The organism is Actinokineospora globicatena (genome assembly GCF_024171945.1).
Classification (GTDB): Bacteria; Actinomycetota; Actinomycetes; order Mycobacteriales; family Pseudonocardiaceae; genus Actinokineospora; species Actinokineospora globicatena.
Genome location: NZ_JAMTCR010000002.1, coordinates 2,053,730 through 2,072,062, shown reverse-complemented (window position 1 = coordinate 2,072,062; position 18,333 = coordinate 2,053,730). Strand labels below are relative to the sequence as shown.

Annotated in this window: 17 protein-coding genes; 9 read left to right on the top strand and 8 right to left on the bottom strand. The window is 72.2% G+C overall.

The window, feature by feature from the left end; genetic code table 11:
- Positions 1–5: 5 nt before the first annotated feature.
- From LV79_RS10010 to LV79_RS09985, 6 genes are read right to left on the bottom strand one after another with little or no spacing between them, the layout of a single operon-like run.
- Positions 6–1,595 (bottom strand): class I adenylate-forming enzyme family protein, encoded by a 1,590-nt coding sequence (locus LV79_RS10010; protein ID WP_253834391.1) that lies wholly within the window; start codon positions 1,593–1,595, stop codon positions 6–8.
- The gene (locus tag LV79_RS10005; protein ID WP_253834389.1) at positions 1,579–2,376 is read right to left on the bottom strand and encodes a class I SAM-dependent methyltransferase; all 798 of its coding nucleotides are present in this window, start codon (positions 2,374–2,376) and stop codon (positions 1,579–1,581) included. The genes LV79_RS10010 and LV79_RS10005 overlap by 17 nt, the downstream gene beginning before the upstream one ends.
- Positions 2,369–3,679 (bottom strand): protoporphyrinogen/coproporphyrinogen oxidase, encoded by a 1,311-nt coding sequence (locus LV79_RS10000; RefSeq protein ID WP_253834387.1) that lies wholly within the window; start codon positions 3,677–3,679, stop codon positions 2,369–2,371. Before LV79_RS10000 ends, LV79_RS10005 begins: the two co-directional genes overlap by 8 nt.
- Positions 3,676–4,632: a UbiA family prenyltransferase gene (locus LV79_RS09995; protein ID WP_253834385.1), complete on the bottom strand. Its 957-nt coding sequence runs from the start codon at positions 4,630–4,632 to the stop codon at positions 3,676–3,678. The genes LV79_RS10000 and LV79_RS09995 overlap by 4 nt, the downstream gene beginning before the upstream one ends.
- Positions 4,629–5,753 carry a DegT/DnrJ/EryC1/StrS family aminotransferase gene (locus LV79_RS09990; RefSeq protein ID WP_253834383.1) on the bottom strand — a complete coding sequence of 375 codons (1,125 nt, stop codon included), beginning with the start codon at positions 5,751–5,753 and terminating at the stop codon, positions 4,629–4,631. Before LV79_RS09990 ends, LV79_RS09995 begins: the two co-directional genes overlap by 4 nt.
- On the bottom strand, positions 5,750–6,943 hold the full coding sequence (locus tag LV79_RS09985; RefSeq protein WP_253834381.1) for a DegT/DnrJ/EryC1/StrS family aminotransferase: 1,194 nt from the start codon (positions 6,941–6,943) through the stop codon (positions 5,750–5,752). Before LV79_RS09985 ends, LV79_RS09990 begins: the two co-directional genes overlap by 4 nt.
- Before the next feature lie 249 nt (positions 6,944–7,192).
- Between LV79_RS09985 and LV79_RS09980 the strand changes: the two genes are divergently transcribed.
- The 7 genes from LV79_RS09980 (at position 7,193) to LV79_RS33765 (ending at position 14,154) form a co-directional block, all read left to right on the top strand.
- Positions 7,193–8,200 carry a Gfo/Idh/MocA family oxidoreductase gene (locus tag LV79_RS09980; RefSeq protein WP_253834379.1) on the top strand — a complete coding sequence of 336 codons (1,008 nt, stop codon included), beginning with the start codon at positions 7,193–7,195 and terminating at the stop codon, positions 8,198–8,200.
- The gene (locus LV79_RS09975; protein WP_253834377.1) at positions 8,197–9,027 is read left to right on the top strand and encodes a sugar phosphate isomerase/epimerase family protein; all 831 of its coding nucleotides are present in this window, start codon (positions 8,197–8,199) and stop codon (positions 9,025–9,027) included. The genes LV79_RS09980 and LV79_RS09975 overlap by 4 nt, the downstream gene beginning before the upstream one ends.
- Position 9,028: 1 nt before the next feature.
- Positions 9,029–10,324 carry a M20/M25/M40 family metallo-hydrolase gene (locus LV79_RS09970; RefSeq protein WP_253834375.1) on the top strand — a complete coding sequence of 432 codons (1,296 nt, stop codon included), beginning with the start codon at positions 9,029–9,031 and terminating at the stop codon, positions 10,322–10,324.
- Between the two features lie 91 nt (positions 10,325–10,415).
- Positions 10,416–11,492 (top strand): Ldh family oxidoreductase, encoded by a 1,077-nt coding sequence (locus LV79_RS09965; RefSeq protein ID WP_253834373.1) that lies wholly within the window; start codon positions 10,416–10,418, stop codon positions 11,490–11,492.
- Complete coding sequence (locus tag LV79_RS09960) at positions 11,492–12,418, top strand: Gfo/Idh/MocA family protein (protein ID WP_253834370.1); 927 nt, start codon at positions 11,492–11,494, stop codon at positions 12,416–12,418. Before LV79_RS09965 ends, LV79_RS09960 begins: the two co-directional genes overlap by 1 nt.
- A 54-nt stretch (positions 12,419–12,472) precedes the next feature.
- Positions 12,473–12,871 carry a DUF6917 domain-containing protein gene (locus LV79_RS09955; RefSeq protein WP_253834362.1) on the top strand — a complete coding sequence of 133 codons (399 nt, stop codon included), beginning with the start codon at positions 12,473–12,475 and terminating at the stop codon, positions 12,869–12,871.
- The gene (locus tag LV79_RS33765; protein ID WP_285469422.1) at positions 12,868–14,154 is read left to right on the top strand and encodes an FAD-dependent oxidoreductase; all 1,287 of its coding nucleotides are present in this window, start codon (positions 12,868–12,870) and stop codon (positions 14,152–14,154) included. The genes LV79_RS09955 and LV79_RS33765 overlap by 4 nt, the downstream gene beginning before the upstream one ends.
- 685 nt (positions 14,155–14,839) lie before the next feature.
- Here the strand turns inward: LV79_RS33765 and LV79_RS09945 are convergent.
- The gene (locus LV79_RS09945) at positions 14,840–15,376 is read right to left on the bottom strand and encodes an EF-hand domain-containing protein (protein ID WP_253834360.1); all 537 of its coding nucleotides are present in this window, start codon (positions 15,374–15,376) and stop codon (positions 14,840–14,842) included.
- Positions 15,373–16,350 (bottom strand): DUF3050 domain-containing protein, encoded by a 978-nt coding sequence (locus LV79_RS09940; protein ID WP_253834358.1) that lies wholly within the window; start codon positions 16,348–16,350, stop codon positions 15,373–15,375. The genes LV79_RS09945 and LV79_RS09940 overlap by 4 nt, the downstream gene beginning before the upstream one ends.
- A gap of 155 nt (positions 16,351–16,505) precedes the next feature.
- Here LV79_RS09940 and LV79_RS09935 point away from each other — a divergent pair, with 155 nt between their 5' ends.
- Both LV79_RS09935 and LV79_RS09930 read left to right on the top strand, forming a co-directional pair.
- Entirely contained in the window at positions 16,506–16,835 is a 330-nt protein-coding gene (locus tag LV79_RS09935) for a hypothetical protein (RefSeq protein ID WP_253834356.1), read from the top strand.
- 18 nt (positions 16,836–16,853) lie between these two features.
- Positions 16,854–18,098, top strand: coding sequence for a nucleotide sugar dehydrogenase (locus LV79_RS09930; RefSeq protein WP_253834354.1), 1,245 nt, complete (start codon positions 16,854–16,856; stop codon positions 18,096–18,098).
- Positions 18,099–18,333 lie beyond the last annotated feature (235 nt).

Genomic DNA, 18,333 nt, shown 5'->3' with positions numbered 1-18,333 from the left:
ACGGGTCAGGTCCAGCGACCGGTCCCGAAGGTGTCCTGGCCGGAGCGCAGGACCGCCCGCAGCTCCATCCGCCGGACCTTCCCGGTGCCGGTGCGCGGGATCTGCTCCCACGCCAGCACGACCGGATCGGCCAGCGCGGGCAGGTCGCGCAGGGCGTGCCGCCACTGGCCCACGTCCAACTGCCCGTCGCGGGTCACCACGACCGGCTGTGGCAAGCGTCCCGGGGTGGCCAAGACCACACACTCGACGACGTTGGTGACGCGTTCCTCCAGCACGTCCTCGAGTTCCACGCAGCTCTGCCCGGGGAGCACGTCGACCTCCCGGTCCAGCATCAGGTACGAGCCCCAGCGGGTGCGCATCCCCATGTCGCCGGTGTTCCACCACTCGCCGTCGGTCTTGGCCAGCCAGCGGTCGTGCTCGCCGACGTAGTCGACGCAGCGGGTAGGGGTCTTGGCCAGGACCAGGCCGGGGGTGCCGCGCGGGACCGGTTGGAACGTGCGCGGGTCGACCACGCGGAGGCGGGTGCGGCCGGGTGCTGGTCGGCCGAGGTTGCGCGTGGTCGGGTGCCGCGCGTCGCGGGCGGCCAGGGAGCGGCGGGTGAGGAACCGGAACGTGAGCGGTCCGGTCTCGGTCTGGCCCCAGACCTGCACCCACAGCGGTCGCCTGCGGGTCGCGGCGAGGAAGGCGCGCACGGTCGGCGGGTGGACGGCGTCGAAGGTGCTGATGAACAGGCGGACGCCGCGCAGCGGGTGGTCGGGCTGCTCCAGCAGCGGGCGCCACCGGACGAAGGTCGACGGCAGCGCTTCCAGCGTCGTCGGCGGGTGCTCGCGCAGCACGGTCTCGGCCGTGTCCGGGGCGTCGATGATGACGACTTCCCGCGGGGCCAACCACAGCACGCTCGCCGTCCACGGGACCGCGCGGCCGTGGCTGTAGGAGATCGCCGAGCACACCGTGTCGCGTCTCCGGGCGGAGACGATCGGCAACCGGGTCGCCTCCGCGGCGGCCAGGCCGTCCACCAGGGTGCGGTTGGTGTGCACCACCAGCTTCGGAACCCCCGTGGTGCCGGAGGTGTGCACGATCAGCAGCGGGTCGTCATCGTCGCGGGGGGACGGTGCGGGCGGCTCGTGGCCGGTGAGGCGTTCGAGGTTGATGGTGTCCGGGTAGCGGCCCTCGAGCGTGGTGGTGCGCGCGGCGCGGGCGATCAGGGTGATGCCGTGTGCGCGGGCGGTGTCCAGGACGGCGCGGGTGGTGATGAGCAGAGCCGGGTCGAGCCGCTCGAGCAGGACCTCGAGGGCGTGCGGGGCCAGTTGGTCCGACAGCAGCGCGGGGACGGCGCCGACCCGGATCGCGGCGCAGGCGATGAGCACGTAGTCCCAGTGGTTGCGCTTGACCACGGCGACCCGGTCACCCGGCCGGACCCCGGCGGCGTGCAGCCACCCGGCGACGTTGCGCACCAGGGCGGCCACCGCGGGCATGTCGTAGCTCGTGCCGAACTCGGGTGCGATGTCGAGCGGGCGGGAGAGCACCACCCTCGTGCGCACCCGGCGGGCGACCAGGTCGTCGAACAACGTGCCCAGGTCACGCGGCCCGCTCATCGGCGCCCTTCCGCCCGATGACGGTGATCATCACCTGGGACAGCCAGCGCGTCCCTGGGTCGTCCAGCTCGGCGATCGCGGCGTCCACTTCGGACCGCGTCACCAGGCCGCGCTCGACCATGGCGGGCCGCAGGTGTTCGAGCCACAGCGCGAACCACCGCCCTTGCGGCGTCCCACCGGTGATGACCTCGGCTCGTCCCTCGGCGCGCACGTCCCGCAGACCGGCGGACAGCGCGAGGTCGACGTCGAGCAGCCCGCAGCGCGGGTGGTACCCGGACTCGGCCATCACCGCGTACGCCGCGTCGCGGACCCGGGGCCGCAGCACACCCTCCGCCGTCGCGAGCGTCGTCGCGGTGTCGGTGTCCTCCAGCACGAGGTACCCACCGGGCCGCAACGCGCTCACCATCCGCCGCACCGCCGCCACCCGGTCGGCCAGGTGCTGCACCACGAGCCGGGCGTGCACCACGTCGTACCCGCTGCCAGGCAAGGGATCGCGGCTGATGTCGCTCCGGTGCACCGAGACCCCGCACCCGCGCAACCAGCCCAACCTGGAGGTGTCAATGTCCACCGCCGTGACCGAAGCCCCGCACTCCGCCATCCACGCCGCGATCGACCCGTGCCCGGCCCCGATCTCCAGGCACCGAGTCCCCCGCCCAACCCCCAACCCCGCCAACCGACTCGTCGTCCCCGGGTCCCAGAGGTGCTCCCCCAACGACAGCCGCTCCTCCTCCCGAGCGAACGACGTCGCGAACACATAACTGATCGTCGCAGGCTCAACCACGAGCCACCGCCGGTGCGTCCACAACGGACAAGCGCTCCGCCACCAACTCCGCCGACCGCACCGCAGCCTCACTACTCGGCCGCAACGCGTACCAATCACCCACGTACTCCACCGACGACGGTGCCCGACCCGCGAACTCCGTCCGCACGCCGAGGGCGGCTCGGGTCGGCATGGGGAGGCCGTGGGTGAAGCGGCTGACGATGGTGGTGCGGAGGGCGTGGGCGATGCCGGGGAGGTAGCGCTCGGCGTGGGATATCAGGGTGCGGCTGATCTCGTCGTCGGTTTGGTCGAGCAGGGCGGGGACGGCCGACGGGGTGGCGACGAGGCTGACCATGCCGCGGTCGGTGGGGACGCGGGCGGGGTGTTTGCGGTCGTCGATGACCAGGCCTGCCAGGACCTGGTTCTCGACCTCCGGTACGGCGAGCGCGAAGGAGCGGCCCAGGCCTTCCAGGGGCTGGGACAGCAGGCACACGACCTTGACCATCGGGCGGTACTGGCACTGGCGCACGTACTCCGGCGCGCCCGGGTGCAGGTCCACGGCGATCGGGGCCGGGACCGCGAGCACGACGGTGCGGGCGGTCAGCGGGGTGCGGTCGGCCACCAGGCGGGCGCCGGTGTCGGTGGTGACGACCTCGCGGACCGGGACGCCGGTGCTGACCTCGACCTGGTCGGCCAGGCGCAGGGCCAGGGTGTCCATGCCGTCGCGGAAGGTGCGGAAGGTCTTGGTTGCGCCGACAGCGAGGGTGTGGCTGAGGAACGGACCCGCGCACGCTTGGGCGGTGTCCCAACCGAAGTAGCCGCCCGCCAGGGGCTGGAACAGGTAGTCGTGCAGGTCGCCGCGGGAGATCTCGGCGATGGTGCGGCCGCCGAGCGGGGTGGCCTCCGGGGCGTCGACGTCGTAGGCGCGCCGCCGGGCCGCGGCGCCGCCGAGCAGGCCGAGCAGGGTCAACCGGGCCGGGACGCCCAGGCCCGCGCCGGTGAGCAGGCCGAGCGGGTCGCCGACGTGCCCGCGGGCCCGGCCGTCGCGCCAGACCGCGAGGTCGGCGCCGATCAGCGGCACCTCGGCGTCGGTGATCCGCAGGTCCTCGATCAGCCGCCAGGTGGCCGGGTAGCCGGTGCTGCCGATCATCTCGGCGCCGGTGTCGGCGAGGTAGCCGTCGCGGCGCTCGGTGCGCATGCGGCCGCCGATGTGCTCGCCGGACTCGAAGACGTGCACGGACCGGCCTTGGGCGCGCAGCCGGTAAGCGGCGGCCAGCCCCGCGATCCCGGCTCCGACGACGGCGACATCCAGATCTGGGCTCACGAACCGGCTCCAACGACGAGGATCAGGTTGACCGCGACCAGCGTCGCGGTGGTGGCGCGGTGGGCGCGCAGGCCGAGCAGTCGGGCGGCGAGCAGGTCGCCGAGGCCGACGCCGCGGCGCAGTTGGCAGACGCGGACCCCCATGGCGGGCAGCATGGCCATGGCGAACCACCACGGCGCCGGCCCGAGGCCCGCGACGGTGACGATCAGGGCCACCTCGGCGACGGTCAGCGCGGTGATGAACGCGAGGTTGGCCTGCCTGCTCACGATCGCGGCGACCGTGGGCCGACCGACGGCGGCGTCCCCCTCGGCGTCGCGCGTGTTGGAGTAGACCCCGAACAGCAGCGGCCCGAGTCCGAACAGGACGGCCTGCACGGCGCCGAACCCGGTGAGGCCGCCGGTGGACAGGCCGACCCCGACCAGCACCAGCCCGGTGCCGAAGCCCGCCAGGAACACCTCCTGCCAGCCCCGGTAGCTGATCTTGAGGCCCCACGAGTACTGGACCGCCGAGCCGAGGCACAGCGCCGCGACCAGCACAGTCCACAGTGGAGCAAAAGGCGCGATCACGATGGCCAACGACCACAGCGCCGCGCCCGCGCTGACCGCGAGCCACCCGAACCGGATCGCCTCGGCCTCGCTGAGTTCCCCGGTGAGCAGCGGCTTGCGGGCCAGTTTGCGGGCGGGCGCGTCCGGGCCGTAGTTGGCCGCGTCGCTGCCGTCGCGGTACCCGGTGACGTCGTCGAAGGCGACCGACCCGGCGACCACGCACACCGTGCCGAGCCCGAACACCAGCAGCACCACCAGCGCGGACGCGCCGAACCCGGCCAGCGACCAGGCCAGCGGCAGCGCCAGGTAGTAGTCCCAGACGTCGAGCTTGGCCAGCCTGGCGTAGGCGCCGAGCCGGTGGCGGGTGGCGGGCGCGGTGAGCGGCCCCTGGGACAGCGGCATGGTCATCGGGGGCTCCCCGGGAAGTCGCAGACCGCGTCGGCGATGTGCTCGACCTGGGCGTCGGTCAGGTGCGGGTAGATGGGCAGGGCGAGGGTGCGGGCGCTGGCCAGCTCCGCGTGCGGCCAGTACTGCCCCGGGCGGGCGTACGGGGCGAACGCGGGCTGCGCGGGCAGCGGCGAGGGGTAGTAGACGTGGCTGTCCACGCCCCTGGTGGCCAGGTGCCGCTTGAGGTCGTCGCGGCGGTCGGCGAGCAGGGAGTAGACGTAGAAGCAGCGCCCGTCGCGGCCGGGCGGCGGGGGTTGGACGCCGCGCTCGACCAGCGGGGTGAACCGCTCGGTGTAGTAGTCGGCGATCTCGGCGCGGCGGCGCAGGCGGGCGGGCAGACCGGGCAGCCGGTGCAGCTGGAAGTCGGCCATCACCTCGTCGAAGCGGCTGTTGTGGCCGACCACGTGGTGCACGAACCGGGTCTGCCCGTCCTGCCCGTGGTTGCGCAGCATCCGCACCATCCGGCCCAGCTCGGGGTCGTCGGTGACCACCGCGCCGCCCTCGCCGATCGAGCCGAACGTCTTGACCTGGACGAAGGAGAACACCCCCGCGTCACCCCAGCGGCCCGCGGGCACCCCGGCCAGCACCCCGCCCTGGGCGACCGCGGAGTCCTCGACCAGCCGGACGCCGTGCCGGGTCGCCAGTTCGCGCATGGTGGGCATGTCCGCCATCACCGAGAACATGTGCGCGGGCATGATCGCCGCGGTCCGGCCGGAGATCGCGGCCTCGACCTCGTAGGGCTCGACGACCATGGTCCACGGGTGCACGTCGGCGAAGACCGGGGTGGCGCCGACCGAGATGACCGACGACGCCAGCGGCGCGCAGCCGAACGCGGGGACCACCACCTCGTCGCCCGCGCCGACGCCCATCACGCGCAGCACCAGCGTCAGCGCCGTCGTGCCGCTGCCGCAGGCCACCACGTCGGCGCACCCGAGCTGCAGCCGCAGGGCGTGCTCGAAGGCGGCGGTGCGGTCGCCGAGGATGAACTTCTGCGCGGGCGCGGTGCCGATGCGGAACACCGTCTCCAGCAGCACGTCGCGGTCGCGGTCGAACAGGTCCGGGGGGAAGAACGGGAGGATCACGCGCCGCCTCCGCCGTAGAAGGCGCGCACGAGCGAGCACACCCGGTCGACCTGGGACTCGGTGAGATCTGGGTAGAGCGGTAGCGCCAGCGCCCCCGCGCACGCGGCCTCGGCGTGCGGGAACTGGCCGCGCCGGTAGCCGAGGTGGGCGAAACAGGGCTGGAGGTGCAGCGGGACCGGGTAGTACGTCTCGGTGCCGACGGAGTGCGCGGCGAGGTACGCGGCAAGAGCGTCGCGGTGGTCCACCTCGACCAGGTAGACGTAGAACACCGGGTTCGTGTCCGCGTCGCGGTGCTGGACCGTGGGCAGGCGCCGGATGCCGGGGCAGCCGCGCAACGCGCGCGTGTACTGCTCGGCGAGGGTGGCGCGGCGGGCGATGTCGGCGTCCAGGGTGGCGAGCTTGGCCAGCAGGACCGCGGCCTGCACGTCGTCCATCTTGCTGTTGAGGCCGGGCAGCACCGTCTCGTTGGAGATGCCGGGGAAGTTGTCCAGCGTGCGCCCGAACCGGCCGTGGTGGCGCAGCGCGGCGGCGGTCTCGGCGATCCGGTCGTCGTCGGTGATCACCGCGCCCGCGTCGCCGAGCGCGCCGAGGGTCTTGGTGGGGAAGAACGAGAGCACCCCGCCCGCGCCGTGCAGGCCCGCGTGCAGGCCGTCCCAGCGCATCCCGATGGCCTCCGCGCTGTCCTCCACCACGGTCAGCGCGTGCCGCTGGGCGAACGCGGTGACCGCGCCGAGGTCGGCGAGCTGGCAGAACAGGTGCACCGGCATGACCATCCGGGTGGCCGCGGTGACCGGCACGGTGGAGACGTCGATGCCGTAGCCGACCGGGTCGATGTCGGCGAACGCGGGCCGCCCGCCGGCCAGCACCACCGACGAGGCCGAGGCGACGAAGCTGAACGCGGGCACCACCACCTCGTCGCCCGGTTGCAGTCCGGCCGCGCGCAGCAGCAGCACCAGCGCGTCGGTGCCGGAGTTGACCCCGATCACGTGCCGGGCGCCGATGTGCTCGGCGAGCGCGCGCTCGAACCGGCCGACCAGCGGGCCGTGCGAGTACTTGCCGCGGTCGACAACGGCGTCCAGGTTGGCCTTGACCGCGGGCCACAGCGCGGTGAACGACGCCGCCTGGGTGAAGAAGGGCACCGCGGGCGCGGCCGTGGTCCCCCGGTCCGCGACTACCGCGGCGTGCTCCATGCCTGTCCTCTGCCCGTCCTTCGAGAGATACCGTCCTGTGCGGACGCGATGCCGCTGGCGCCGCCCCGTCGCCGCACCGACACCGGGCACCCGCCGCGGGTCCAAACTAGGCGGTGGGCATCCGTTGCGTGGCAAGGCAAACAAAAGATCACACGGACGTGTGGCGGTGCCGGGTCCACGTTGACACACCGGCCACCGGCGACCAGGGTTTGGCGCGTCCCGAGGTCGCCAGGAGGAGGCACGCCACCCATGCTGGGCACGCTCGTGGTCGGGCTCGGTCGGGCAGGCGCAGGCCTGCACCTGCCGGTGCTGCGCAGGCTGGGGCACGGCGGCGGCAGGCCGTTCGGGCGCCCGCCGATCACCGTCTACGACCCGCGGCGCAGGCTGGGTGACGCCGAACTCGGTGACATCGCGGTGGCGCACTCGCCCGCGCACGCGGCGACCCTGGTCGATCCGGAGCGGACGGTCGTGCACCTGTGCACCGGTCCCAGCGCGCGGTTGCGGCCGCTGACCGAGCTGGTGGACCTGGGGTTCCGCCGGTTCCTGGTGGAGAAGCCGCTGGCCGGTGACGAGGTCGAGCTGCGCGAGGTGCTGCGGCTGCGCGACCACGGCAGGCTCGACCTGGTGCCGGTCGCGCAGTGGCGGTGCAGCGAGCTGACCGCGCGGCTGCTCGGCGTGCTGGCCGGTGGTCGGCTCGGCCGGTTGCGGTCGGTGGAGTTCGCCCAGTCCAAGCCGCGCTTCGCCAGGACGCTCGCCGGTGACGACCACCCCAGCGCGTTCGACGTCGAGGTCCCGCACTCGCTCGCGGTGGCGCTGCTGATCGCCGGGCGTGGCGAGGTGGTCGCCGCCGGGTGCACGGACATGCTGCTCGGCGACGCGGTGTTCCCGGCGCTGGGCGGCGCGTGGGTGCGGCTGCGGCACACCGACGGCGTGCGCACCGACATCCGCGCCGACCTGACCTCCCCGGTGCGGGAGCGGCGGATCACCGTGGAGCTCGAGGGCGGGACGCTGGTGGGGCACTACCCGATCAGCGCGGCCGACGAGTACGCGCAGCTCTCGGTGCGCACCAAGGGCGGCAAGGTCGACTCGGTGTTCCGCGACGACTCGCTCGGGGCGTTCATCGCCCGCGCCTACCGGCACTTCGAGGGCACCGAGCCGATCACCGACGAGCCCGCCACCGGTGCGGCCGTGGTGTCGTTGCTGGCGGAGGCGAAGCGGGTGGCCGGGCTGCGCGCGCCGGTGGAGGTCCCGAGGTGACGGTGCTGGCCGGGATCGGTGACGAGGCCGGGCCGGGGCTGGCCGCGCAGGTCGCCGCGATCGCCGAGTTGGGCTGGTCGGCGATCGAGCTGCGGACGGTGGACGGGGTGCCCTTCGCCGAGCTGGACGAGGCCGCGTTCGACGCGGTGGCCGCGACACTGGCGGAGCTGGGGCTGCGCACAGTGTGCGTCGACTCGCGCATCGGCGACTGGTCGACGTCGATCACCGCGGACTTCGGGCGGGACCTGGAGGAGCTGCGGGTGCTGGCCGAGCGGTGCGGGCGGCTGGGCACCCGGTACGTGCGGGTGATGTCGTACCCCAACGACGGGCTGCACGCCGACGAGTGGGAACACCGGGTGCTGCGCCGGATGCGGGAGCTGGCCGCGCGGGCCGAGCAGGCGGATCTGGTTCTGCTGCACGAGAACTGTGCCGGCTGGGCGGGCACAGGGGCCGATCGTGCGGTTCGGATGCTGGAAGAGGCCGACAGCCCGGCGTTGCGGCTGTTGTTCGACACCGGCAACGGCATCGCGTACGGCTACCGATCCGCGGACTACCTGCGGCCGTTGGTGCCGCACATCGCGCACGTGCACATCAAGGACGGCTTCGTCGGACCGGAAGGTCCGGAGTGGACTCTCCCGGGGCACGGCGAGGCGGATGTCGCGGGCTGTCTGGCGTTGTTGGCGGAGAACGGGTACCAGGGCGCGTTGTCGATCGAGCCGCACCTGACGTTGCGGCCGCACGAGGTCGAGCAGAACACCGGTACGGCGGATGGCTTCATCGCGGCCGGGCGCGCGCTTGAGGCCTTGCTCGCTCCAGCGGGCCGGTGACGTGGCCGAGTTCACCGACGCCGACGCGGCCCTGCTGCTCCGGTTGATCAACCTGCCCACCGCGGGGCCGATGGAGGGTGTCGAGCCCGCGTTGCTGTGGGAGGCCCAGTACCTCTACACCGACGCGGCGGCTGGGTTCTCCGTGGTGCACCACGAGCCTGCCGCGCGGTCCGATATGGACCTCCCGGGGGTGCCGGAGTCGGTGCGGGTGGCCGCGCAGGACCCGACGTTCCTCGCCAACCAACCGAACCTGGTGCTGCGGTTGGGCCCGGCCGACGCGCCGACGGTGATGTTCAACGTGCACCTGGACACTGTGGCCGGGCACGAGCGGGGGCGCTACGACGGCGCAGTGATCCACGGTCGCGGGGCGGTCGACGCCAAGGGGCCAGCGGTGGCATTGCTGGCCGGGCTGCGGGATGCCGTCCGACGGGACCCGAGGGTGGGAACCGAGGTGTCGGTACTCGTCCAGGCTGTTTCGGGCGAAGAGGGTGGCGCGATGGGCACGTTCGGGACCCGGCCGTTGGTCAACGCCGGGTACTACGGGGCCCTCAACGTGTTCTGCGAGCCGACCGGCCTGCGGTACCTGACCCGTGCGACCGCGTCGGCGACAGCCCGGGTCCGGGTCGCGGGCATGGGGTCGATCGACGACCGGCCGGGCGACGGGCACAACGCCACCGTGCTGCTGGGGTTCCTGGCACAGCACCTGGCGGGGCAGCTCGCGGGGAGGCAGGCGTGCATCGCGGGCCTGCACACCGGAACCAGGCACAACAGGGTCTACGGCGGCGGCGACCTGCTGGTGAACCTGGCCTACGCCGACGACGGCGAGGCGCTAACCAACGCGCTCGACAGGGCCGTGGCCGAGGGGATCGCCCGCTTCGGACAGGCCTTCGCCGCCGTCCCCGAGCTGGCCCGCACGGCAGCGGACGCGCACAGAGTGACCACTGTGGACTGGTTGAAACGCGGGCTGCCCGCGCTCTCGGCCAGCGATCCCTGGCTGGACGCGCTGATGGCTGAGGCGGGCGTGCCCGCGTGGCCCGCGCACGAGCCCGCGTTCACCTGCGACGCGATCTGGATGTCCGGTGTGCCGGGTGCCGCGACAGCCGTGCTCGGGCCCGGCGACCTCGCGGTGAACAACGCGCACGCTGACGGCGAGTTCGTCGCGGTCGCCGACCTCACGGCGTTCGCCGGTCAGGTCTCCCGCGTTGTGCGCACCTTCGCGGAGACCTCGCGCCACAGTGGACTGCCCACCGCACGGGTGCCGATGAACCCGCTCCCCACCGGTCGACTCCCCCGATGAAGACGGTTCCCTCTACTAGAACGGCATGGCGATGACCGACCTTGCCCCATCCCCCACCAGCTCGTCCCCGGCTGCCGCTCACCCCTCGGCAGTGCGCGTCTCCCATGATGACCTGCTGCGGTTCACCGCCGAGGTGTTCACCGCACACGGCATCCCTCCGCACCGCTCGATGGCCGCCGCGACTGCGTTGTGCCACGGCGACATCACTGGCACCACCTCGCACGGTCTGATCAACCTGACCCGGATCTACCTGCCGCTACTGGCTTCCGGCCGGGCCCGCGCGGATGCCGAGCCGAGGGTGCTGGCCGACCGGGGCGCGACGGTGCTGCTCGACGGTCAAGGCGCACTGGGGCTGTGGCTGGCGGGCGAGGCGATGGACCTGGCCACGCGCCGGGCCTCCGAGTACGGCATCGGTCTGGTGTCGGTGCGCGGCGGCACGCACTTCGGCTGCGCCGGTCCGCACGCGCTGCGGGCCGTCGAGCACGGGATGATCGGTGTGGTCGCCGCGAACTGCGGGCACCAGCGGATCGCGCGCCCGCCGGGTGGGCGGGTTCCGATGCTGGGCACGAACCCGCTCAGCGTCGCCGCCCCCGCGGGCACGAACCCGCCGTTCCTCCTGGACATGAGCACGACGACGGTGCCGACGGGGAAGGTCCGGGCTGCGGCGCGCGCCGGGACGGACATCCCGGCGGGCTGGCTCGCGAACGACGCTGGTGAGCCGGTGACCGATCCGTCCCTTTTCGACACTGGGGACGCGCATCTGACCTGGCTCGGCGGGCCGGAGTCCGGCCAGTACAAGGGTTTCGGACTTGGCCTGATGGTCGAGGTGCTTGCCGCCTTGGTGCCGGGTGCGGGGCTTGGACCGTCGCAGGCCGCGCTGTCGGTCGACCGGACGCCGGATGACGACATCGGATACCTGGTGCTGGCGATCGCCCCAGCGGCGCTGCGGCAGCCCGGGACCTACCAGCGGGAAGCCGGGGCGCTGTTTGGGGCCTTGCTGGCGTGCCCGCCAGTGCCGGGCGGCGAGGGAGTGTCGTACCCGGGTGTGCCCGAGGCCCGGCACGCCGAACTTGCCCGCCGGGACGGGGTCCCGCTCGACGAATCCCTGTACGCGGAACTGGTCGACCTGGCCGAGCGGCTGGGTGTGGCGCTGCCGGAGGTGTGCTGATGCGCATCGGTGTGATCGGCCTCGGGGTGATCTCCCGGTACTACCTGGCGGCACTCGGCGAGGGCGGGCCGGTGCGACTTGGCGCCGTGTGTGACGTGCGCCCGGAAGCCCTTGCCCCGTACCGCGACGAGGTCCCGTGCTGGCGCGACCACCGGGACATGATCGCGGCGGGCGGGCTGGACGGCGTCGTGGTGACGGTGCCCAACGACCAGCACGCCCCGGTGTGCCGCGACCTGCTCGACGCGGGATTGCCGGTGTGCGTGGAGAAGCCGCTCGCGACGCGGCTGCGCGACGGTCTCGCGCTGGCCGACCTGGCAGCGACGAGGGGTGCGGTGCTGTTCACCTCGTTCCACCGCCGCTACAACGCCCGGGTCGGCGCGCTCGTCGAGTCACTGCCGTCCGGGATCCCGGTCGAGTCGGTGCGTGTGCGCTACCTGGAACGGATCGAGGACCACGTCGGCGAGGACGGCTGGTACCTGGACCCGACCCGCTGCGGCGGCGGGTGCGTGGCTGACAACGGCCCTAACGCCTTCGACTTGGTGCGGCAGGTGCTCGGCGCCGTTCAAGTGTCTGGTGTGGACATCACGCGGGACTCCCTCGGCGTCGATCGGCGCGCAGTGGTCGAACTGACCGCCGAGTCAGGGGCACGGGCCACGGTGGAGCTGGACTGGGACCACCCGGGCGAGACCAAGGACGTCGAGGTGCGCCTGGCCGACGGCTCGTTGTGGGTCGCCGACATGCTGGCCGGGTTCGCGGGCTTCAAGCAGTCGCTGTGGCACGAGTACGCCGGTGTCCTGCGCGCCTTCACCTCGGCCATCCACACCGGTGGCGTCGACCACGACGGCCTCGCCGCGCTCGCCTTGGTCGACGCCGCCTACCGGGCCGAGCAGTGGTCGCGGCCCGCCCTGATCGGCGAGGCGAAGTGACCAGGCGCTGAGACCTGGCGGTTGAGCGGTGGCAACGGTGATCGGGGAGACGACATGATCGAGGACGGCAGCAAGCGCACGGTGTCCGGGGTGCTGGTGAAGGTCCTGGTGCACCAGCGCGACGACCGGGGCATGCGGCTGGAGGAGTTCGCCAGCCGGTGCGTGCGGCAGGGCGAGGTGCACGAGCTGGTGACCACCGACCACACCGTGGGCGACGGGAGCATCGACCGGGTCGGGTTCCTCGGGTTCGCCGAGATCCGGCACGGCGGGGTGATCGACCGGGGTGACGAGGTGCGCATCGGCGGTCAGGTCGTCGGCACCGTCCTCGGGTTCGACGCGTGCCACTTCCCCAACCACTACAACATCCTGATCCGCCGCGAGTCACCGGTGACCGGCGAGCAGATCGCGCTGTCCCCGGAGTCGACCGTCCAGTTCGTCCAGTCGGCGTCGTGAAGCGGGCGGTCATCGCGGGCGGCAGCATCGCCGGCCTGCTCGCGGCCCGGGTGCTGCGCGACCGGGCGGACGAAGTCGTCGTGGTGGAACCGGATCAGCTGCCCGCTGGTCCGGTCAACCGGCCGGGGACGGCGCACGGGGAGCAGTTCCACGTGCTGCTGGGGTTGGCGCAGGAGCTGCTGACGCACTGGTTCCCGGACCTGCTCGACGACTTGGTCGCGGCGGGAACGGTGGTGTGCACGCCCGGGCAGGACGGCCGGATGTTCGTGGACGGCCGCCAGCGACCGGTGGTGCCGGGGGATGTGCTGGTCCCGTTCTACCGGCCCCTGCTGGAGTGGCACATCCGGGAGGCCGTGCTGCCCTCGGTGCGGCTGGTGTCCGACCGGGTGGTGGGGTTGGTTGGCGGATCACGGGTCCACGGGGTGCGGCTGGCCTCTGGGTCTGTTGTGGACGGTGCGGACCTGGTGGTCGACGCGACCGGGCGGGGCAGCAGGTTGGGTGCCTGGCTCGCGGAGCTCGGGTTCCCGGCGCCGCCGCGCCAACGGATCGGGCTGGACCTGGGGTACGCGACGGCGCTGTTCCACCGGTCGCCGGACGAGCGGTTGGACGGGCTGCTGGCCGTGCACTCGCTGCGGTCACCGACCTCGGCGCGACCGGGGGTGAGCTGCATCGCCCCCGTGCGCGGCGACCGCTGGATGTGCACCATCTCCGGCTACGGCGACGACCGCCCCACCCGCGACCCCGACGAGTTCACCGCCCGCTGCCTCCTGGAACCCGCGGACGCCTTCGCCGCCCTCGCCAGGACCGGCACCCCCGCGGGCCCCGTCACCACCCACCGCTTCCCGCACAGCATCCGCCGCGACTTCCACACCATGCCGACCTTCCCCACCGGCCTGGTCCCCATCGGCGACGCCGTGGCCTCCTTCAACCCCATCTACGGCCAGGGCGTCCCCTCCGCCGCCCTGCACGCCTCCGCCCTAGCCGCCTGGCTGGACACCACCGACCCCACGACGGCCTACTTCCGCCGCCTCAAGGTCATCGTCGACACCGCCTGGCAAACCAGCGCCACCGAAGACCTCCGCCTCCCCCACGTCACCGCCACCCGCCCCCTCACCTACCCCCTCCAACGCGCCATCTCCACCGCCCTCGACCACGCCGCCATGACCGACCCCCTAGTAGCCCAGCGCTTCGCCGAAGTCATCAACATGCGCATCCGCCCCACCGACATGCTCACCCCCACCGTCCTGGGCCGCACCCTCCTAGCCAACCTCCGCAAACCCTGACCCATTCGCTGCCCACCCTGACCCGCGACATGCCATGCGGCGAACCCGACCACCGGCAGCTGCGGTTCCTCCCGGGCATCCTGTGTGTGCTTGTGCAGACGCCCTTTGGTGGAAAGGCGAGCAGAGACCGAACCCGAACCAGGACTCGGTCGCTCCGCGCTATCCTCCGAGTCGCCCAAGACTGGGGAGGTGTCGAGTTCGGTGCACGAAGACGGCACGAGTGCTGTCCGGCAGGCCAAGTGAGCCTGTCAGCGGCTGCGGGACCGTGGGTTTGGCGGTTCTCGGTTACCACAACATCACGCGGTGCACGTCGGTGGACAAGGAGCAGATCTCCGCGTCACCTGGCCACCAGAAGTCTGACCCAGTTGCGAGACCGGGTTCGAAGTCCTCGCGGCCGCCATCACGCGGTCATCGCGGGTGGCGAGGGGCCGGACTCTCGGATCGCCGACTATCTGATGATGTTGCCCGCCAACAATCTTCGAGTCGAGACCGTGATGTGGTCGACCACCGCGACGACGAGGCCGCTGCTCCGACCCTGCGTTCCCGCGTCTCCGGCGGAGAGTGCGTGCCATTCAAGACCGCTGGTCACCTTGGCCGGCAGCGGCTTCTGCCGCAGGGGATCGGGATAGCGAAAGACCCCTGTCCGCGCTGTCCGCGAACAGAGGTCTCTCAGGGTGCTACGGGGTCAGTTGCCCAGCAGGGAGATGTCGTGCTTGCCCTGGTGGTAGTCGCGGACCGCGTCGACGAGTTCTTCGACGGACAAGGTGCCGCTGTGGTTGGTGTCGAGCTGGGTGAAGGACTGCTCGGCCTGGCGCTCGTCGACGCCCGCCGCGCGCATCCAGCGCTTGAACTCGGCGGAGCTGACCTCGCCGTCGCCGTCGGTGTCGGCGATGTCGACGATGGCCTCGATGGAGGGGCGCAGGTTGCGGTCGAAGCCCGCGTCCCCGGCCTGGACGATCTCGCGCTCGGTGATCTGGATGAACTGCTCCAGGGTCACCTGGCCCTGCGGGCCGGTGCCCGCCTTGTCGGCGAGCGACTCCCACATGGTCGAGTAGGCCGAGAGCAGGGCGCGGCCCTTGGGGGAGTTCTCCTGCTCGCCGAAGCCCTGCAGGATGCGCCTGGCCTCGCTCTCGTAGTCGGACCGGTCGATGGCCCCGTCCCCGTTGTTGTCCCACAGTTCGAAACGGCGCTTGAGCCTGCTGTCCTGGACGCTAGCGGTCACGACCTCGCTCCTTCATGTGCTTGGCTGTGTGAACGCGGGAGCCTTGCCACATCGGTGTTCCGCTGGCCCCGCGCAGCCGACACTAGCAACGCCGGCGCCACCGGGCCCGGCGCAAGTGTCCCCAAATCGGGGGTATTCCCGATCCTCCGATTGGGACACCGGTAGTCACGCCCGGTCCGCTGCCGGTCCACCGCCTCGACGATCCCGTCCCAGAACCGGATCCTGGCCCGCAGCACACCCACGACAGTGGTCACGCACTCGGCCCACTTCCCCTCGTCCGGTCCACAGAGGTCGGCGACCACCTGCAGCGCCATCGGCGTGTGCTGGTCGGTATCGATCTCCTGGTGCCGACGCGCGTAGTGCCGCAGCAGCGGTCGCGCGCCCGGCTCCGACTGGACAACGTGGACGGTCGCGGTCAGCAGGTCGTCCCGGCCGAAGGCGAACGCGGCGGCCTGGCAGTGCACCGGCGCCCTGCTCACCAACGCGCCGCACGCGCGCACGAACGTGGCGGCCGGGCCGGGGACACCCGCGTCGGCGAGCGCGTCTGGCACGCAGGCCCCGGCGCGCACCAGGTCGAGGAACGCGTCGATGGCGAGGGTGTCGGCGCCCACCTCAGTCATCGCGTGCCGGTACAGCTCGAAGTGGCTGGCGAAGCCCTCGCCGAACTCGTCGCTCTCCTCCACCAGCACGATGTCGTTGACCAGCCTGCGGGAGATGGGCGCGCCGGTCGGCACCCACGGCACCCGCACGCAGGTGAGCTCGTTCTGCAGGCCCTTGAGCACCGACATCAGGTCCCAGACGGCGAACACGTGCTGGCCCATGAGGACGGCGAGGTCGGCCGGGGTGGTGATCCGCTGGTAGACCGGGTGCGCGCTGAGCTCGGCGAGCACCGGGGCGGCTCCGGCCACGATGTGGTCGACACCGGGGTGTGACCGCCCCCAGTCGTAGCGGGTCATCTCCACCTTGCCTCCCACCGGTCCGCCCCCTGACCTAGCGGACGGTAGGGATACCGGCGGTCACGCGCCACTTATCAATGAGGTGAAAACACATACCCGACTCAGCGACTGCGAGGGGGTCGGGAAATGACCAGCATGGGCAGCACGCACCCGATCACGAGGAAGGAACCGTCATGCGGTTCGCCCGCAAGATCTCGGCCGCGTTCGGCGCGGCGGCACTGGCCACCCTCGCCTCGGCACCCTCGGCGAGCGCCGCGCTGCCACCCGCGCCCCAGCCCGACCAGGTCGTGGTCTTCCAGATGGAGTTCACCCCGGTCACCGTCTACAAGAGCCCGAGCGGCTGCTACAGCCTGCCGATCGCCTCGCACGTGCTGGTCAACCAGACCGACCGGGTGGTCACCATCTACTTCGACCCCAAGTGCACGTTCCCGATCTGGCCGGTGCAGGAGCTCAAGCCGGGCAACGGCACGCACGTGAGCCCCGTCGGCAGCTTCAGCGTCTGAGGAAGGAACAGCGATCCCGTGGCAGCGGACCTCGTGGTGGTCGGACTCGGGTACGTCGGACTGCCGCTGGCCAGGCGGGCGGTCGGCGCGGGGCTCACGGTGGTCGGGGTGGACACCGATCCCGCGGTGGTCGGCGGGCTCGCCTCGGGTCGCTCGCACGTGCAGGACATCGGCGCCGAGGCCGTCGACGCGATGCGCGCCGGTGGCTTCACCGCGAGCGCGGAGTTCGACGCGGTGTCCACAGCGGACACGGTGGTGATCTGCGTGCCGACCGGGCTGGTCGACGGCGAGCCCGACCTGCGCGCGGTGCTCGCCGCCGGTCGGGCCGTCGCGGCCAGGTTGCGGCCGGGCAGCCTGGTGGTGCTGGAGTCGACCAGCTACCCGGGTACCACCGAGGAGGTCCTGCTACCGGTGCTGGAGTCCACCGGGCTGGTCGCCGGGGTGGACTTCAACCTCGGCTACTCCCCGGAGCGCATCGACCCGGGCAACGGCGAGTACGTCCTGGAGAACACGCCCAAGGTGGTGGCCGGGCTGACCCCGGTGTGCGCCAAGCGGTGCGCGGCGTTCTACGAGCTGCTGGTCGACTCGGTGGTGGTCGCGGCCGGGCTGCGCGAGGCGGAGACGGCCAAGCTGCTGGAGAACAGCTACCGGCTGGTCAACATCGCGCTGGTCAACGAGCTCGCGGTGTTCTGCGACCGGCTCGGCATCGACGTGTGGGACGTGCTGCGCTGCTCGGCGACCAAACCGTTCGGCTTCCAGCCGTTCTCGCCGGGCCCCGGCGTCGGCGGGCACTGCATCCCGGTCGACCCGCGCTACCTGGCCAACCGCGCCCGCGCCGAGGGCCTGCCGTGCTCCATGGTCACCACCGCGCAGGAGGTCAACGCGGGCATGCCCGGCTACGTCGTCCGCCGCGCCCGCGACATCCTCCTGCGCGACGGCGGCCGCGTCTCCGGCGCCAAGGTCACCCTCCTCGGCGTCACCTACAAAGCCGACGTCGCCGACCTCCGCCAATCCCCCGCCACCGGCGTCGTCCGCCAACTCCGCGCCCTCGGCGCCCACGTCTCCTACCACGACCCGCACGCCCCCACCTTCACCGTGGACGACGAACCCGTCCCCGCCCTGTCCCATGTGGACAACACAGCCGACCTGATCATCCTCCTGCAAGCCCACCGCTGCTACGACCTCCCCACCATCACCCACACCGCCCGCGCCATCCTCGACACCCGAGGCCACTTGGACGGCGACAACGTCGAGCGCCTGTAGCTGGGCTAACGACCGATGGCTGGTGGACTGGTGGGCCATGGAACTGCTTGCGGGCCTTGGCATCGACGGCATGTGCCAGGACTCGCTGATGGTCGCACCGAACCCGGTTTCACGGTCGAACGGGTAGCCGCACATCTCATTCGTCCGCGCTGGCTACCGCACCGGTCCGTGGACCCAGCTCGGTGCCTGCTCGGGATAAGCCTCAGCGATTCCTGTGCTCTGCCGGGCCATCGAC

What these genes read in the sequence shown, in the direction of transcription:
- LV79_RS09980 (WP_253834379.1), top strand. Translation starts at nt 7,193, where the DNA reads ATGCTGGGCACGCTCGTGGTCGGGCTCGGTCGGGCAGGCGCAGGCCTG.
- LV79_RS10010 (WP_253834391.1), bottom strand. Translation starts at nt 1,595, where the DNA reads ATGAGCGGGCCGCGTGACCTGGGCACGTTGTTCGACGACCTGGTCGCC.
- LV79_RS09985 (WP_253834381.1), bottom strand. Translation starts at nt 6,943, where the DNA reads ATGGAGCACGCCGCGGTAGTCGCGGACCGGGGGACCACGGCCGCGCCC.
- LV79_RS09995 (WP_253834385.1), bottom strand. Translation starts at nt 4,632, where the DNA reads ATGACCATGCCGCTGTCCCAGGGGCCGCTCACCGCGCCCGCCACCCGC.
- LV79_RS09960 (WP_253834370.1), top strand. Translation starts at nt 11,492, where the DNA reads ATGCGCATCGGTGTGATCGGCCTCGGGGTGATCTCCCGGTACTACCTG.
- LV79_RS09955 (WP_253834362.1), top strand. Translation starts at nt 12,473, where the DNA reads ATGATCGAGGACGGCAGCAAGCGCACGGTGTCCGGGGTGCTGGTGAAG.
- LV79_RS09935 (WP_253834356.1), top strand. Translation starts at nt 16,506, where the DNA reads ATGCGGTTCGCCCGCAAGATCTCGGCCGCGTTCGGCGCGGCGGCACTG.